The following is a 15,575-nucleotide window of genomic DNA, read 5'->3' on the forward strand; positions in this document are numbered from 1 at the left end:
TCAGCCGCCGGACGACTTGCTGCTGCTGCTGTCGCCGCCGCTCCCGACCACGTTCGACTTCACCGTGCCGTTGCTGACCCGGCCGGTCGCGGGCAGGCCCCAGGCGCTGCGCTGCGTCGTGTCGTTGTAGGCGAACTTCGAGCCACCGCCGGGCAGCTTCGCGCCGGCCTTGAGGCCCTTGGCGTAGCGCGGCGAATGCGCCCAGAAGAAGAAGCCGCCGCGGCCGTCGCCGTCGTCATCGCAGTCGTCCTCGTTGACGATCGTGTCGTTCTGGTCGACGCAGTAGAAGGTGTGGTCGTCGTCGGCCGAGTCGCACGCCGCGGTGCCGCCGGCGGCAAGGCCGAGGAACGCGGCGCCCAGCACGACGCGCGTGGTGTTGCGCCGCCGAGCAGTCATCATCATCTCCCGAGTTCCCGCTGCAAGTGGGCTCACACTAATAGACCGCCGCAACGACGGCGATGATCCGTTCAGTCCTTCTCGCGGAGATCACCGGGTAGGAGTGCCCAGAGGATGTCGTCGATGCGGCCGCCGGCCAGGCCCGGCAGGCGGTTGCGCTGGTAGCCCTCGCGCAGGAAGCCGGCCGCCTCCAGGACCCGCTGCGAGCCCCCGTTGGCCGGGTTGGTGCCGGCGATCATCCGCGCGATCGCGGTGTTGGCGAACGCCCACCGGCACAGGAGCACGCTGGCCCGCCTGGAGAAGGCCCGGCCGCGGAAGGCCGGCAGCACGCAGTACCCGATCATCGCCTGCCCGGTCACCGGCTCCTGGTAGTAGAGGCCGATGTCGCCGGCCGGCGCCCCGGTGGCCGCGTCGACCATCACCAGGTCGGCGCGCTCGCCGAGCAACCAGCGGCTCTCGGACCGCGCGCAGCGCAGCCGGATCTCCTCGAGGTCCGGTGGCACCGGCGGCACGTGCGACGCGACGATGTCGGGGGTGCTGAACAGCTCGTGGTAGAAGTCCTCGTCGCCGGGACCGAGCGGACGCAGGGTCACCACTCCGTCGGTGAGCTCACCGCCGGGCAGGTCGGGCAGTGCTCGCACGACCGGCGTGGCCGGGTCACCGGCCAGCCGGGCGAACACCGTGACGTCGCGCCGGGAACCGTCGGCGTTGCGGGCCGCGCCGCGCCGGGTGCCCTCGGGGTGGAAGCCCGCCGCCAGCGCCACCCGGACGCTCTTCGGGTTGGCCAGGTCGACCAGCACCTCGATCCGGTCGAAGCCTTGGGCGAAGGCACGCTCGGCGACCGCCTTGGTCGCGGCCGTGATGACGCCCTTGCCACGCGCCCACGGCGCCGCCCAGTAGCCGATCTCGCCCTGCGCGCGGTCCGTGTCGACGTGGTGCACGCCGACCGTGCCGAGCAGCCGGTCGGTCGCCGGGTCGGCGATCGCGTAACTCGCGCCGCCGGCCGCCCACTGCGCCTCGTCGTTGATCCAGGTCAGGGCATGGTCACGGGTGTACGGGCGGGGCATGGACGGCAGGAAGCGCTGGATCTGCGGATCGTTGCAGGCGGCCTCGACGTCAGCGGCGTCGTCGGCGCGAAGGAGGCGCAGCCGTACAGTCGGCGTCTCGATGGGTTCCGGTTTCATCCCGGTGTCCTCCCGTTGAACGGCTCATCGGACGCTAACAGCGCACCGGCCCAGGCGTCGATCCGCTCACCACGGTGGTCGAGGTAGCGACGGTTGGTGCCCTCGAACGTGAAGCCGGCCTTCTCCGCGACCCGTCGGGACGCCTCGTTGCCGACGTTGGCCCACCAGCCGATCCGGTCGACGCCGAGTGCGGTGAAGCCCCACGCGCAGACGGCGGAGAGCGCGGCCGGCGCGAAACCGCGACCGCGCGCCTGCGGGGGCACCACGAAACCGACGTCGGCGAGCGCGAGGCGGGTGGGGTGCAGGCGCAGTTCCATCAGACCGGCGTACGCGTCGGCTTCCGGGTCTCCGATCGCGAACACGGCACCGACGCCGCGCAGCCAGTTGCCGGGTGCGATGTCGCGCACGAAGGCCTCGGCGTGCTCGCGGCGGTAGGGATGCGGGACCGTGGTCCAGCGGACCGTCTCCGGGTCGTTGGAGCTGTCGGTGATGGGGTCGATGTCGCGTTCCTCGAGGGCGCGCAGCTTGATCTCGCCGCCGCGGGTGGCGGCGAACAGGTCGGGCTGCGGGCGGCTGAACGCGATCGCGCGGCGGGCCTCGGGGCCGGCGAGCTCAGGGTCGGTCGGGTCGCCGGGCAGCAGCGAGCCGACCCAGGTGTCGCGGCGGGTGCCGTCGCGGTCCTCGATGTCGTGCCGGGCGATGCCCTCCATGGTGAAGCCGGAGCGCAGCGCGACCAGCCGCGAGAGGTGGTTGCCGACCTCGGCGCGCCAGACGATCCGGCGTACACCCAGTTCGTCGATCGCCCACCGGGCCACCGCGCGGGTGGCGGCGGTGGCCGACCCGCGGCCGCGCGCCCAGGGTGCGGTCCAGTAGCCGATCTCACCGACCGTGCGGTCGTCGCTGATCGAGATCAACCCGGTCGAGCCGAGCAGTTCGCCGGTTTTCTCGTCGAACACGCCGAGCGGGGCGCCGGTGCCGTCCTGCCACTTCGTGGGAGAGAGTTGCGCCACGAAGAAGTCGGCGTGCTCGCGGCGGTACGGCACCGGGACGGAGGTCCAGCGCTGGATGTCCGGATCTTGGCACGCCCGCGCCACCTCGGCCGCGTCTTCTGGCTGCCACGCCCGGATGACCAAGCCATCTGTGATGATCTTCGGGGGCTCCACGCGGTCATCCTGCCGGACACATCACCCCGGGCATAACGGGATTTCGCCTGGCGTTAGCTTCGTTATGTCCGTTATAAGCTGCTCGTCGGGAACCGCCCCTGACAGTCAGCCCGGAGGAGCGCCTACGATAGTTCGGCAGACCGTCTAGGGGAGCGTTGATCCGTGTCGATTCTGGAAAAGTTCCTTCGTGCGGGCGAAGGACGCATGTTGCGCCGGCTCAAGGCCATCGCAAATGCGGTCAACTCGATCGAGGACGACTACGTCAACCTCACCGATGAAGAGCTCCGCGACCTGACCTTCCAATACCGGGAGCGGCTCGCCGAGGGGGAAACCCTCGACGACCTGCTGCCGGAAGCGTTCGCGACCGCCCGTGAGGCGGCGCACCGGGTGTTGGGCCAACGGGCCTACGACGTGCAGCTCATGGGCGGCGCGGCGTTGCACTTCGGCAACATCTCGGAGATGAAGACCGGTGAGGGCAAGACCCTGACCGGCGTCTTCCCGGCCTATCTCAACGGGCTCTCCGGCAAGGGTGTGCACGTCATCACCGTCAACGACTACCTGGCGCAACGTGACGCCGAGTGGGTCGGGCAGGTGCACGGCTTCCTCGGGCTGAGCGTGGGCGTGGTGCTGCCCAACCGGCCGTCGACCGAGCACCGTGCGGCTTATGAGTGCGACATCACCTACGGCACCAACAACGAGTTCGGCTTCGACTACCTGCGCGACAACATGGCGTGGTCGAAGGACGAGTTGGTGCAGCGGGGCCACAACTTCGCGATCGTCGACGAGGTCGACTCGATCCTGATCGACGAGGCGCGCACGCCGCTGATCATCTCCGGCCCGGCCGAGCACTCCGCCCGGTGGTACTCGGAGTTCTCCGCCGTCGTCGCCCGGCTCCAGGTCGGCAAGGACGGCGAGGGCGACTACGAGGTCGACTACGCCAAGCGCACGATCGCGATCACCGAGCGCGGCGTCGCCAAGGTCGAAGACCGGCTGGGCATCGACAACCTCTACGAGTCGGTCAACACGCCCCTGGTCGGCTACCTCAACAACGCGATCAAGGCGAAAGAGCTCTACAAGCGCGACAAGGACTACATCGTCAACGACGGCGAGGTCCTGATCGTCGACGAGTTCACCGGTCGCATCCTGCACGGCCGCCGCTACAACGAGGGCATGCACCAGGCGATCGAGGCCAAGGAAGGCGTCGAGATCAAGCAGGAGAACCAAACTCTTGCCACGATCACGCTCCAGAACTACTTCCGGCTGTACGAGAAGCTGTCCGGCATGACGGGCACGGCGCAGACCGAGGCCGGCGAGTTCAACAAGGTCTACAACGTCGGCGTGGTCAGCATCCCGACGCACCGGCCGATGGTCCGCTTCGACCGCCCCGACGTCATCTACAAGACCGAGAAGGCCAAGTTCAACGCGGTCGTCGAAGACATCGCGGAGCGGCACGCGCTGGGCCAGCCGATCCTGGTCGGCACGGTCTCGGTCGAGAACTCCGAGATCCTCTCGCAGCTCCTGCGCCGCCGGGGCATCCCGCACTCGGTCCTCAACGCGAAGTACCACGCGCAAGAGGCCGAGATCATCGCGCAGGCCGGTCGCCGGGGCGCGGTCACGGTCGCCACGAACATGGCCGGCCGAGGCACCGACATCCTGCTCGGCGGCAGCGCCGACAACCTCGCGGCAGCCGAGCTTCACCAGCGCGGCCTAGACCCGGTCGAGCACGAGGACGACTACGCCAAGGCGTTCGAGGAGATCCTGCCCCGCTGGAAGCAGCACTGCGACGCCGAGGCCGCCGAGGTCGTCGAGGCGGGCGGGCTCTACGTGCTGGGCACTGAGCGGCACGAGTCCCGCCGCATCGACAACCAGTTGCGCGGTCGTTCCGGCCGGCAGGGCGACCCGGGCGAGTCCCGGTTCTACCTGTCGCTGCAGGACGAGCTGATGCGCCGCTTCCGCGCGGGTGCGGTCGAGGCCGTCATGGAGCGGTTCAACATCCCCGAGGATGTGCCGATCGAGTCCAAGATGGTGACCCGGCAGATCCGCAGCGCGCAGGCCCAGATCGAGGGCCAGAACGCCGAGATCCGCAAGAACGTCCTCAAGTACGACGAGGTGCTCAACAAGCAGCGCCAGGTCATCTACGCCGAGCGCAAGCGCGTGCTCGACGGTGAAGACCTGCACGAGCAGGTCCGGCACATGATCGACGACGTGGTCGGTGCCTATGTCGAAGGCGCCACCTCCGACGGCTACGCCGAGGACTGGGACCTAGACCAGCTCTGGTCCTCGCTGAAGCAGCTCTACCCGGTCGGCGTGACCGTCGACGACGTCGAGGAAGAGGCCGGCGGCGAGCGCAACAGCATCGACGGCGAGTTCCTGGTCGCCCGGATGAAGGACGACGCGCACAACGCGTACGACACCCGTGAGCAAGAGCTCGGCATCGAGGCGACCCGCCAGCTCGAGCGGATGGTCCTGCTCCAGGTCATCGACCGCAAGTGGCGCGAGCACCTCTACGAGATGGACTACCTGCAGGAGGGCATCAGCCTGCGGGCCTACGCGCAACGCGACCCGGTGGTCGAATACCAGCGCGAGGGCTTCGAGATGTTCGCCACGATGATGGACGGCATCAAGGAGGAGACGGTCGGCTTCCTCTACAACCTGGACGTCCAGGTCGAGGAGGCCCCCGCGGCCGAGCCGGCAGCCACCGGCGGTGGCGCCCTGCCGATGCCCGACGACGCCACGATCGAGATCAAGGCCAAGGGCCTGGGCCGAGCCTCCCGCCCACAGGGCGGCCTGCAGTACTCGGCCCCCACGATCGACGGCGCCGCCGGCGGCGGTGGGGTAGCGGTCCAGCACACCCAGCCGCAGCCTCCGATGCAGCATGCGCCGGCCCTCGGCGTCGGCAACCCGGCCCCGGCCGGCGGCGACGGCGACCGCCCGCGTCCGTCGCCCGGTCGTCGCCCGTCACCGGGCCGCGCCGCGGCCCAGCCGAGCAACGGCCCGTCCCGCAACGCCCCGTGCCCGTGCGGCTCGGGCAAGAAGTACAAGCGCTGCCACGGGGCACCGACTCCGTGATCTGAAGTGCTCTGAGAAAGCCCGCCCCCCTTGTTGGGGGGCGGGCTTTCTCGTGCGCTCCTCCTCTCCGCTGCGATGGTTGGGTCACCGCCGCTCGCCACCGCGGTCCCTGCGGGGGCTGAGCGGCGTCCAGGGCCCGCTCCGGGGCTTGCAGTTGGCGTGCGACGCGGGCCTGGCCGAGAACGTGCTGCTCACCCCCCGCCTTGATCATTGCCAAGGCCGCCGGTGGTGATCGTGTGCATCACATCGAGGTGATGGCCTGGCTCGTCCTTGATCATGTGCGCCTGATCTGGGTGACACGCCGTCGAAGGTCTCGACCAGCTACACACGATCATGACGAGACGCGCCTCGACTGTTGGTGCGATGCACACGATCATGGGCGGGATCAGCCAGCTACAGCGACGCGGAGCGGATCGATCACCTGGGCCGGCGATGCTGTGTGCCGAATGTTGGGTTCAGGTGGTGGAGCCCGGAGCGCCCACCGGCGTGCCCTGGCCAGGTGGGCGCTCCGGGAGTCATAGGACCTGGAGCACGGTGCCCAGCCAGCGCGTGCTGGTGTGTTCCAGGCGGAAGGCCATCGCCCAGGTGCGGGCGTCGGTGCCCAGTGCGGCGGCGGCTTCGACGACGCCGGGTGCGGGTTCGCTGATCCGTAGGCGGCGTAGCCGCACCAGTTCCGGCTGCTGCTGACGTCGCGGGCTGGCCGGAGTGACCGGCATGCGGCGCAGTGCGTCCAAGAGTTGCTCGACCAACGCGTGTGCGCTGGTCGGTCGAGACAGCGAGCGGACGTGGGCCGCCGGGCGGTAGCCGTTGAGGATCTCCAAGCACGCCCGCGCGAAGCGGCCCGCGGCATGCCGCGCCTCTGGCGACGCGGTGAGGCTCGGCGTCAGGGCCGGCGGGGTGGTCGGTGGAGCGGGCACAGGCCGACGGGTCAGGGCAGAGAAGTCGAAGGCGAGCTGCCCGGCCGCCTCGCGATACCACTCGTCCGCGCCGGGCTCGTCGACATACGGCGGATCGAACGACGGCGCCGGCCGGATGGTGATGGGCGGGTAGTAGCCCCGCGTCACGGTGCGCTTCTGCCGCGGAGACCGACGGATCAGCGACGCCCCCGCATCGTGCGCGACGCGAACCGGCGTCGGCGCAGGCGGCGAGCCATGGCGTCCTTGATGGGTCGACGGCGGAGCTAGGGCGCGACCGTCGCCCTTAGTCGCCGGCGCGGGCTCAGCGCCTACTGCCACGTGGCCGGCCGGTGGCGGGAGATCGGATCGGACCGTTGCCTGGCGATGTCGGGTCGACGGCGGCGGAACGTCCGCACGCCCGCGCCCGCTGCCAACGGCAACCCGGTGCGGTGCGGCGGCCCGAGCCGCCGGGCTCGAGACGGTTGGCGCGCTCGGCCATCCGGTGCCGGTTGGCGTCACGGACAGCGGAACCGACGCAGGCCCGCCGCCCAACGGCGGACCGGTCGATGCTCGGGCAGTGGGGCCGCGGGTGACCGGTTCGCGGGTCAGGACAGTAGGTGGAGCGGTGGCGGTCGACATGGAGCAGCCTCCCCGGTGGGCTGATCACCAGACAAAGAATCTTGCGTTTGCTTTCGTTTGCCTTCGACCAGACCATCTTGAGACGAGACTTCGGCCTTCGTCAATGGCAGGCATGGAAACGGGGTGTCTGCTTTCGGCAGGCACCCCGTTTGTGGAGAAGTCGTGGCTAGGACTCGGGCTCTTTGTCGACCAGCGGGTTCGAAGCCACCCAGTCCGCGGTTTCCGCGTATTTGCCGGTGATGTATTCCTCGAGCTTCGAACGCTCGACGCGCCACTGGCCGCGCCCGCCGATCTTGATTGCCGGGAGTTCTCCGCTGCGGACCATGTGGTAGATCTGCGAGTCCGTGGTGGCGAGTTCCTCAGCCACCTCGGACAAACGCAGGAACCTCGGCTCCACCCGGATCACTCCTCAACCAAGTGCGGTTGCCTCAGTTTGCCATCGACTGCCTGCGGACAGCACCTATGTCTCGGCCCCGGGGGCCAGCGCCGCAGCGGCGGACACGTCTCGGCCCGGCAGCGGGCTCGAGTAGACGACGCTGGTTGTCACCGCACCCAGCCCGGCTATCCGCCCCGACACCGACTCCAGGTGGCGCATCGAGCGGGCGACCACCTTGAGCACGAAACAGTCCTCGCCCGTGACGTGGTGCGCCTCGATGATCTCCGGCGTCGTGTCCAGCAGCGCGTAGAACGGCTTGTAGTTGCCCGTCGGGTAGCGCAGCCGGACGAAGGCCATGATCTCCAGGCCGACGACCGCGGGCGGCACCACCGCGCGGTAGCCGGCGACCACCCCGGCCTCCTCCAGCCGCCGCACCCGCTCAGCGACCGCGCTCGGCGACATCGCCACCGCGCGGGCCAACTCCGCGAACGACGAACGACCCGAGGACTGAAGCTCCGCGAGCAATCGCCAGTCGGTCGAGTCAAGCACCGGGGAATCAACGGCCACGCCAGCAAACTACCGTGCGACCAACGCTCAATCAACAGAAGTGCCGTTGAGAGGCCATTCAACAAAAGCACCGACGGCAATAGCGTCAACAGGCATGAACGCACAGGAGTTCTTCGCCGCCAAGCTGGCCTTCCAGACCGACGTCTCCGACGTACACGCGACAGAAAGCACTTTCACCCTCGTCGACACCCGTGACCTCGCCTCCTGGAGGCAGGCCCACATCCCACAGGCGATCCACCTTCCGCGAAGGATGATCCCGATGCGTGCGGCCAAGCTGCTGGACAAGGCCACACCCGTCGTCGTCCACTGCTGGGGCCCCGGCTGCGACGGCGCCACCAAGGCCGCGCACGAGCTCGCCCGCCTCGGCTACGACGTGAAAGAGATGATCGGCGGCATCGAGTACTGGATCCGCGAAGGCTTTCCCGTGCTCACCGAGGACGGACTAGTCACCCGCCAGGCAGACCCGTTGACCGCGCCGCTGGCGGCCGTACCCGCTCGCAGTGTATGAACGTGCGGTGCCAGACGCTCTGATCCGGGTCTACCTGCCGGCGACGCTGCCGATGCTCGCCGCCCTCCGCAACGAGGGCCTGACCGCCGCCGCCGCGCACGCGGTGACCGCCGACCTGAGGGAGTGGTACGCGGAGGGCGACGAGGAGGAGCTCGAGTACGTCGCCTTCACCCGCGCCGCCCAGAGCGCCCTGCGGCTCCTGCGCCAGGACCCGACGGCACCGCGCCGGCGCGTCGTGGTCTCGGCCGACCTGGGCCGCGCGGCCGTGCAGCGGGTCGACGCGGAGCTCGGCTCCAGCATGGTCAAGCTGACCGGCCCCGTGCCGCTGCAGGCCGTCGCCGCCGTGCATATCGACAGCGCGGACGCCGAGGAAGACGTCGAGGCCGCGGCCGGTCAGGTCGAAGAGGCGCTGGCCGGCGACCAGGACGCGCAGTTCGCCGTCGACAGTGCCGAGGACCACGAGCTCGAGTGGTACGACGTCTCGGAGCTAGACACGCTTCTTTGACGGCAGCGTGCGACCGAACGCGATCGTGGTGGCCAACGCACCAACGAAGAACACGATCAGCGTGTACGTCAGCCGGTCCGCGTCGACATGGGCACGGAAGGCTCGGTCGAACTCGCTCAGCGACGCCACCGCGTCGAGTACCTGCGCGCCGCCGACCCGGGTGACCACCTCGGTGACCAGCAGCGTGATGCCCACGCCGGCGCCGGTCACCATGTAGAGCGGCCAGCTCAGCGCGCCGCCCTCGGTGGTCTCGCGCTTGGTCACCCGGCGCAGGTAGACGTACGGCACGATGCCCGCGACCAGGCCCGCGACCACTGCGGCCAGGGTGCTCGATCCGGAGATCGGGCCGGCACCGAGGTAGTTGAGCGCGAACTGCACCGCGAACACCGCCAGCGACCCGGAGAGCACCGCGGCCACCAGCGACGTGGGGCGCAGGCCGGCCAGCGCACCGCCGACCACCGCCGCCGCCGCGACCGTGGCCGCCAGCACCCGGCTGCCCGGGCCGTCGTACCCGACGATCACGCCGAGCGCGCCGAGCAGGCCGACCGCGACGCTGGTCACCAGCGCGCCGGCCCACCGGGTCGAGGCCGCCGGGGTCCACCCGGCGCGGGCGATCAGGTTGACCGCGACCAGTGCCGAGGCGGCGCCCGCGACCAGGCTCGCCGAGACCACCGTGGGCAGCGAGATGGCCGCCGAGGCGATCGCCACCGCGTCGGTCACCGAGGTCGAGATCTCCCGCTGGAGGACCCACAGCGTGGTGCCGAACCAGGCCAGCGCGAGCAGCGCCAGCAGGCCGGCGCCCGGACCGGGAACCAGCCCGGTGGTACGCGTGGTCGGCCGGGTCGAGATCCGTACCGGCGCGTCGTCGACCTCGTCGTCCGATTCCTCCGAGACGGCCTCGTCAGCGACCGGCTCCTCGTCAGCGACCGGCTCCCCAGTGGCGACCGGCTCGTGAGGCGCGATCGGTTCTTCAGGCGCGGCGTCAACGGGGGATTCAGTCTCGGGTACGCGCTGCGCGATCACGGCCGCGGCCGTGTCGCCGGCAGGGGGCGAGTCGGGTTCGGTGCCCACAGCCCCGGTGCGCTCGCTCATCGTGTCCCCTTCGGTCGGCTCGACCCCGGTCCGCTCGACGCCCCAGGGTACGCGGGCCCCCTGACCGGGCCCGGGCGCGGGCGCACAGCGGTGGCCATGCGGTCGGACGTGCGAATATGGCTTGAGGTCCCACCACCGTGGCGCTGGCACCCGCCGGTTGTCACGGGAGCGCGCCCGGTTGACCGCCCGGCGCCGGCGGGCCGGATGCCGCCAAAGCCGTCAAGATCGGTCAGGAGCCGTAGATGGACGCCGTGTTCACCACCCCCGAGCCGCGCAACGAGCCGGTGCGCGACTACGCGCCCGGCAGCGCCGAGCGCGACAGTCTCCAGCGCCGAGTCGCCGAGCTTGCCGGCGAGCGGGTTGAGCTGACCATGACCATCGACGGCGCGCAGCGCATGGGTGGCGGGGACGCCATCGACGTGGTCCAGCCACACCGGCACCGGCATGTGCTGGGAGTCACCCATAACGCGTCCAACGCCGATGCGCAGGCGGCGGTGACGGCCGCGAAGGCGGCGGCACCCATGTGGCGGAGCCTGTCGTACGAGGATCGGGCGGCCGTCTTCCTCCGCGCAGCCGACCTTTTGGCTGGTCCGTGGCGGGACACCCTCAACGCGGCGACCATGCTCGGCCAGTCGAAGACCGCCTACCAGGCGGAGATCGACGCGGCCTGCGAGCTGATCGACTTCCTTCGCTTCAACGTCACGTTCGGCCACGACCTGCTGGCCGACCAGCCGCGCTCGTCGAACGGTGTGTGGAACCGGTTCGACCACCGCCCGCTGGAGGGCTTCGTCTACGCGATCACGCCGTTCAACTTCACCGCGATCGCCGGCAACCTGCCCAGCGCTCCGGCGCTGATGGGCAACACGGTGGTCTGGAAGCCGTCGCCGACCCAGCAGCTCGCCGCGCACTTCACGATGCGCCTGTTCGAGGCGGCCGGCCTGCCGCCCGGCGTGATCAACATGGTGACCGGCGACGGCCTGGCCGTCTCCGAGGTGGCGCTGAAGGACCCCGACCTGGCCGGCATCCACTTCACCGGCTCGACCCCGACCTTCCGGCACCTCTGGCACGAGGTCGGCACCAACCTGGACCGCTACCGGGGCTACCCGCGGCTGGTCGGCGAGACCGGCGGCAAGGACTTCGTGGTCGCGCACACCAGTGCCGACGTCGACGCGCTGCACACCGCGCTGATCCGCGGCGCCTTCGAGTTCCAGGGCCAGAAGTGCTCGGCCGCGTCCCGCGCGTACATCCCCCGGTCGATCTGGGAGGGTGGCCTGCGTGACCGGCTGGCCGCGACCGCCGACAGCCTGACCTACGGCGACGTCGCCGACTTCCACAACTTCGGTGGCGCGGTGATCGACGCCCGGGCGTTCGCCAAGCACGCCGGTGCCCTGGACCGGATCAAGAACTCGGCGTCCAGCACCGTGCTCGCCGGTGGCACCGCCGACGACAGCGAGGGCTGGTTCGTCCGCCCGACGGTGGTCGAGTGCTCCGACCCCACCAACGAGGTGTTCACGACCGAGTACTTCGGCCCGATCCTCGGCGTGCACGTCTTCGACGACGCCCGCTTCGACGACGTGGTGCGGCAGGCGGAGGGCATCGCCCCGTACGCGCTGACCGGGTCGATCTTCGCGAACGACCGCCGGGTCGTCGACCAGGTCTCCGAGGTCATGCGGTACGCGGCCGGCAACTTCTACATCAACGACAAGCCGACCGGTGCCGTGGTCGGCCAGCAGCCGTTCGGTGGCGCGCGGGCCAGCGGCACCAACGACAAGGCGGGCTCCTGGCACAACCTGATCCGCTGGACCTCCCCGCGGACGATCAAGGAGACCTTCGTTCCGGCGACGGACCACCGCTACCCGCACATGGGCTAAGCGGGTCGGACCTGTTCGATTCGGTTGAGGCCGAAGACGCGTTCGTCCTCGCGCAGCCGGCACCAGGCGACCATCCGGTTGCCGTCGAGCTCCAGTGGCTCGACGACGCGGCTGGAGAAGTCGCCGCCGGCCGCGCGGTAGTCGATGGTGACCGGCCCGCCGACCACGATCGCGTAGACCAGCAGGTCGCGTTGGCGGGCGTCGAGCTGTGGGGTGTGCCGCCGGACCTCGGCGGCCACCACCTCGGCCGGCTCACCCGGGTCAGGCTCGACGTTGTCCGGCACCAGCCACAACATCGGGCGCTCGGTGGGCGGGCCGCCGCCGTCGGAAGAGCCGGCGGCCACCAGCCGGGGCCGGGCCGGCCGGTCAAGCAGGCGCTCCGCCAACCCGACCAGGTCGCCGACCGGCGCGGGCCGGGCCGTGGGGACCTGCCCAGGCCGCCGTCGGGGCGTGGCACGGACCCGGGGTGCCCGACGGATGACGCTCGCGCCGGTCGCGTCCTCGCCCGCCGGGGAGTAGCCCGCGGCGCGCAGCGCGTCGAGCGTCTCGTCCGCCGAGCGCGGACTGCTCAGGATCGTCGGTGCCAGCGCGACCAGGCCGAGCGCCCGCAGCGACCGGGTGCCGAGTAGCTCCGTGGCCAGCGCCGCGGAGTCGGTGCGCAGGACGCAGCCGACCGCCCGGACCCGGACCTGGCCGTGCTGGCGGCCGACATCCTCGACCAGGTACGCCAGCACCTGCGGCAGCGCACCGTCGGCGGCGACGATCCGCAGTGCCGCCAGGAGCGTCTCCGCCGTGAACCCGGCGTCCAGCGCCGCCCGCACCGAGCCGGCGGTGAACCGCCACGTCGAGGCGTTGCCGTCGGCCGCCGTCCGCTCGGCCGCCGTGTCGAGCAGTGTGGCCAGCGGCGCCGCCGGCAGCCCGGGCACGAGCGCGGTCAGGTCGGCCTCGAAGATCGCCTCCGCGACCGTGTCCGGCAGCAACCCGGCACCGACCGCGACCAGCGTGTCGGGTGCCTCGGCCAGCGCGCGGCCGAGCGGGCTGAGCGCGCCGTGCGCGACGACGCCGAGCAGCCCGGCCTCGTGCAGGGTGCCCTCGACCACCGGATGCGGCGCGGGCAGCACGACCGGCAACCGCCAGCGCAGCGCGGCCGGGATCCCGTCGGCCGCCGCACCCCGGCCCGGCGGCAGCGTGCCGAGCAGCCGCAGCAGGCCGGGCCGGCCGTCCAGCACCGGCGCCCAGGCCAGGTCGGGCAGCAGGGCGGCCAGCGGCGGCCCGCCACCGGGTCGGCGGTCGGCAGTCGGCACGGTCGGCAGGGTCAGCCAGGTGGTCAGCAGGGTCGCCAGCCGCTCGGCGGGGGTGGCCGCGCGCCACTCGTCGTACGCGGCCGTCGGTGCGACCGTCTCGTCGACCAGGCCGAGCAGCCCGGCCGCGTACCCGAGCTCCAGCCAGAGCCGCATCTCGGTCTCGTCGGCGCCGGTCAGCTTGGCCGCGCGGCGTAGCTCGCGGGGGCCGACACCGCCGGACCGCAGGAACGCGAGCGGGCTCTGCTCGGCCAGGTCCAGCAGCGCGCCGACCCGCTGCACCGCGAGCGTGCCGGCGGCCACCGCCTCCCGCTCGACCGCGGCGGCCGGGGCCAGGTTGACCGCGAGCGCCGGCGGTCGGGGGTCGAACGGCGCGTGCCAGTCGGGGCCGCGCAGCGCGACCGCGACCTCGCGCGGCATCGTCGCCCGCCGCCACCCGTCGGGGAACACCAGACCCCGGTCGAGGGCCCAGGCGAGCGCCGGCTCGGGCTGGTCCGCCACCGGCCCGTCGTGTGCCAGCCGGTCGAGCAGCTCACGGGTGTCCGCCGGCGCCGCGTCGACGGCGGCGCGGACCCGCTGCGCATCGGCCAGCACCGCCGCGACCGCACCGGCCAACTGCCTCGGCCGGTCGGTGCGCACGCGCCAGGTCGCCGCGACGCCGGCCAGCCGGTCCCGGTCGACCGTCTCCAGCAGCGTGCCGGCCGCGGGGCCGAGACCGAGCGGGAACTCGAAGGACGACAGCAGCGGTGCGGCCATCCGCAGCGCGCCGGTCTCGTCGGGCCACACCAGGGCGAGCTCGGCGAGGCCTGCCAGCGCCTCGGCGAGGTCCGGGTCGTGCTCCGGACGGCCCAGTAGCCGGGCGAGCCGGTCCGGCCCGACGCTCGGGGCGCCCAGCCCGGCCAGCGCTTCGACCACCTGGGCCTGCGGGAGCGGCACGGTGGACAACGCGGCGGCGGTCGAACCGTCCCTTTCCAGCCGTTCCGCGAGGGTGTCGAGGTCGGCCGCCGGCAGCGCGTCAGGCCGCCGCTCGATGATCGCGGCGAGCTCGCCGGGTGAGCGGAGGGCCAACCAGCTCAGCAACGCGGACGCCACGGCAAGTCAGCCTGCTGCACCCACTCGCGCAGGTCAAACAACCAGGGGTTTAACGTGCGGAGGGTGACCGAAGAGATCCTTCATGACGCCCATTTCGGCGAGCAGGGTGGCCGCCTCACCTATGGCGCCTACCTCCGCCTGCCCGATCTGCTCGACCAGCAGGTGCCGGAGTCGTCGCCGCCCGCCCATGACGAGCTGTTGTTCATCACGATCCACCAGGTGTACGAGCTCTGGTTCAAGCTGCTGCTCTCGGAGCTGACCGACGCCCGCAACCGGATGCTGGCCGGGGAGAGCTACCTGCCCCGGGTGCGGCTGGAGCGCTGCCTGGTGGTCGAGCGGGTCCTGGTCAACCAGGTCGACGTGATCGACACGATGACGCCGCAGGACTTCCTCGCCTTCCGCAACAAGCTCTCACCCGCGTCGGGCTTCCAGTCCGCCCAGTTCCGCGAGATCGAGTTCCTGTCCGGCGCCAAGGACCCCGGCTACCTGCGGCGGTTCAAGGGGCTGGCCGACGACGACCGGGCGCGGCTCCAGTCCCGGCTCGACGAACCGAGCATCTGGGACGGCTTCCTGGCCGTGCTGGCCAAGGCCGGCTTCGACGTGTCGACCTCCGACGCGCGGTTCACGGCGTACGCGGCGATCGCCAACGACCGGGAGCGGTACGGGCAGCTCTGGGACCTGGCCGAGGCGCTGATCGCGCACGACCAGGCGTTCTCGCTGTGGCGGGCGCGGCACGTCCTGATGGCCGAGCGACAGATCGGCACGAAGCCGGGCACGGGCGGCTCGGCCGGCGGCGCGTACCTGCGCTCCCGCATCGAAATGCGTTTCTATCCTGAGCTCTGGGAGCTCCGCAGCCGACTCTGACCCCAGGTTCGTGCCATCCCGGATTCGGGCCGGCCGCCGGCCGTTTCCGCGC

13 protein-coding genes are annotated in these 15,575 nt (G+C 71.3%); 5 read left to right on the forward strand and 8 right to left on the reverse strand.

The genetic code is table 11. The features are described from left to right. From BLV39_RS06730 to BLV39_RS06740, 3 genes are all read right to left on the reverse strand, one after another. Positions 1-396, reverse strand: a complete 396-nt coding sequence (locus BLV39_RS06730) for a hypothetical protein (RefSeq protein ID WP_090788441.1) — start codon at positions 394-396, stop codon at positions 1-3. A gap of 71 nt (positions 397-467) precedes the next feature. Further along, the gene (locus BLV39_RS06735) at positions 468-1,580 is read right to left on the reverse strand and encodes a GNAT family N-acetyltransferase (protein ID WP_090788443.1); all 1,113 of its coding nucleotides are present in this window, start codon (positions 1,578-1,580) and stop codon (positions 468-470) included. Beyond that, entirely contained in the window at positions 1,577-2,743 is a 1,167-nt protein-coding gene (locus tag BLV39_RS06740) for a GNAT family N-acetyltransferase (RefSeq protein ID WP_090788445.1), read from the reverse strand. The genes BLV39_RS06735 and BLV39_RS06740 overlap by 4 nt, the downstream gene beginning before the upstream one ends. A 162-nt stretch (positions 2,744-2,905) precedes the next feature. Between BLV39_RS06740 and secA the strand changes: the two genes are divergently transcribed. After that, a complete protein-coding gene (gene secA, locus BLV39_RS06745) occupies positions 2,906-5,812 on the forward strand; it encodes a preprotein translocase subunit SecA (RefSeq protein WP_090788447.1) in 2,907 nt (968 codons plus the stop codon). A 515-nt stretch (positions 5,813-6,327) separates the two neighbouring features. Here secA and BLV39_RS06750 read toward each other — a convergent pair. The 3 genes from BLV39_RS06750 to BLV39_RS06760 form a co-directional block, all read right to left on the reverse strand. Continuing rightward, positions 6,328-6,876, reverse strand: a complete 549-nt coding sequence (locus BLV39_RS06750; protein ID WP_090788449.1) for an Rv3235 family protein — start codon at positions 6,874-6,876, stop codon at positions 6,328-6,330. 637 nt (positions 6,877-7,513) lie between these two features. Beyond that, positions 7,514-7,744, reverse strand: coding sequence for a helix-turn-helix transcriptional regulator (locus BLV39_RS06755; RefSeq protein ID WP_090791222.1), 231 nt, complete (start codon positions 7,742-7,744; stop codon positions 7,514-7,516). 63 nt (positions 7,745-7,807) lie between these two features. Continuing rightward, positions 7,808-8,290 (reverse strand): Lrp/AsnC family transcriptional regulator, encoded by a 483-nt coding sequence (locus tag BLV39_RS06760; protein WP_090788451.1) that lies wholly within the window; start codon positions 8,288-8,290, stop codon positions 7,808-7,810. A 94-nt stretch (positions 8,291-8,384) separates the two neighbouring features. Here BLV39_RS06760 and BLV39_RS06765 point away from each other — a divergent pair, with 94 nt between their 5' ends. Beyond that, positions 8,385-8,798 carry a rhodanese-like domain-containing protein gene (locus BLV39_RS06765; RefSeq protein WP_090788453.1) on the forward strand — a complete coding sequence of 138 codons (414 nt, stop codon included), beginning with the start codon at positions 8,385-8,387 and terminating at the stop codon, positions 8,796-8,798. A 52-nt stretch (positions 8,799-8,850) separates the two neighbouring features. Further along, positions 8,851-9,303 (forward strand): DUF6912 family protein, encoded by a 453-nt coding sequence (locus BLV39_RS06770; protein WP_373315362.1) that lies wholly within the window; start codon positions 8,851-8,853, stop codon positions 9,301-9,303. On the opposite strand, the gene BLV39_RS06775 is transcribed toward BLV39_RS06770, so the two are convergent. Further along, positions 9,286-10,395 carry a hypothetical protein gene (locus BLV39_RS06775; protein WP_090788457.1) on the reverse strand — a complete coding sequence of 370 codons (1,110 nt, stop codon included), beginning with the start codon at positions 10,393-10,395 and terminating at the stop codon, positions 9,286-9,288. The genes BLV39_RS06770 and BLV39_RS06775 overlap by 18 nt on opposite strands. A 242-nt stretch (positions 10,396-10,637) precedes the next feature. On the opposite strand from BLV39_RS06775, the gene pruA reads away from it, so the two are divergent. Beyond that, on the forward strand, positions 10,638-12,266 hold the full coding sequence (pruA, locus tag BLV39_RS06780) for an L-glutamate gamma-semialdehyde dehydrogenase (protein ID WP_090788459.1): 1,629 nt from the start codon (positions 10,638-10,640) through the stop codon (positions 12,264-12,266). Here the strand turns inward: pruA and BLV39_RS06785 are convergent. Beyond that, positions 12,263-14,659 carry a helicase-associated domain-containing protein gene (locus BLV39_RS06785; protein WP_090788462.1) on the reverse strand — a complete coding sequence of 799 codons (2,397 nt, stop codon included), beginning with the start codon at positions 14,657-14,659 and terminating at the stop codon, positions 12,263-12,265. The two genes, pruA and BLV39_RS06785, sit on opposite strands and share 4 nt — an antisense overlap. A gap of 63 nt (positions 14,660-14,722) precedes the next feature. Here BLV39_RS06785 and BLV39_RS06790 point away from each other — a divergent pair, with 63 nt between their 5' ends. Beyond that, entirely contained in the window at positions 14,723-15,523 is an 801-nt protein-coding gene (locus BLV39_RS06790; protein WP_090788464.1) for a tryptophan 2,3-dioxygenase, read from the forward strand. The last annotated feature ends 52 nt before the right edge of the window (positions 15,524-15,575 follow it).

The sequence above is a fragment of the Asanoa ishikariensis genome (assembly GCF_900107455.1).
In the GTDB taxonomy this organism is placed as follows: Bacteria; Actinomycetota; Actinomycetes; order Mycobacteriales; family Micromonosporaceae; genus Asanoa; species Asanoa ishikariensis.

Bases quoted from the DNA above. Each gene is read 5' to 3' on its own strand.
- BLV39_RS06730 (WP_090788441.1), bottom strand. From the start codon at position 396: ATGACTGCTCGGCGGCGCAACACCACGCGCGTCGTGCTGGGCGCCGCG.
- BLV39_RS06735 (WP_090788443.1), bottom strand. From the start codon at position 1,580: ATGAAACCGGAACCCATCGAGACGCCGACTGTACGGCTGCGCCTCCTT.
- BLV39_RS06765 (WP_090788453.1), top strand. From the start codon at position 8,385: ATGAACGCACAGGAGTTCTTCGCCGCCAAGCTGGCCTTCCAGACCGAC.
- BLV39_RS06770 (WP_373315362.1), top strand. From the start codon at position 8,851: ATGCTCGCCGCCCTCCGCAACGAGGGCCTGACCGCCGCCGCCGCGCAC.
- BLV39_RS06775 (WP_090788457.1), bottom strand. From the start codon at position 10,395: ATGAGCGAGCGCACCGGGGCTGTGGGCACCGAACCCGACTCGCCCCCT.
- pruA (WP_090788459.1), top strand. From the start codon at position 10,638: ATGGACGCCGTGTTCACCACCCCCGAGCCGCGCAACGAGCCGGTGCGC.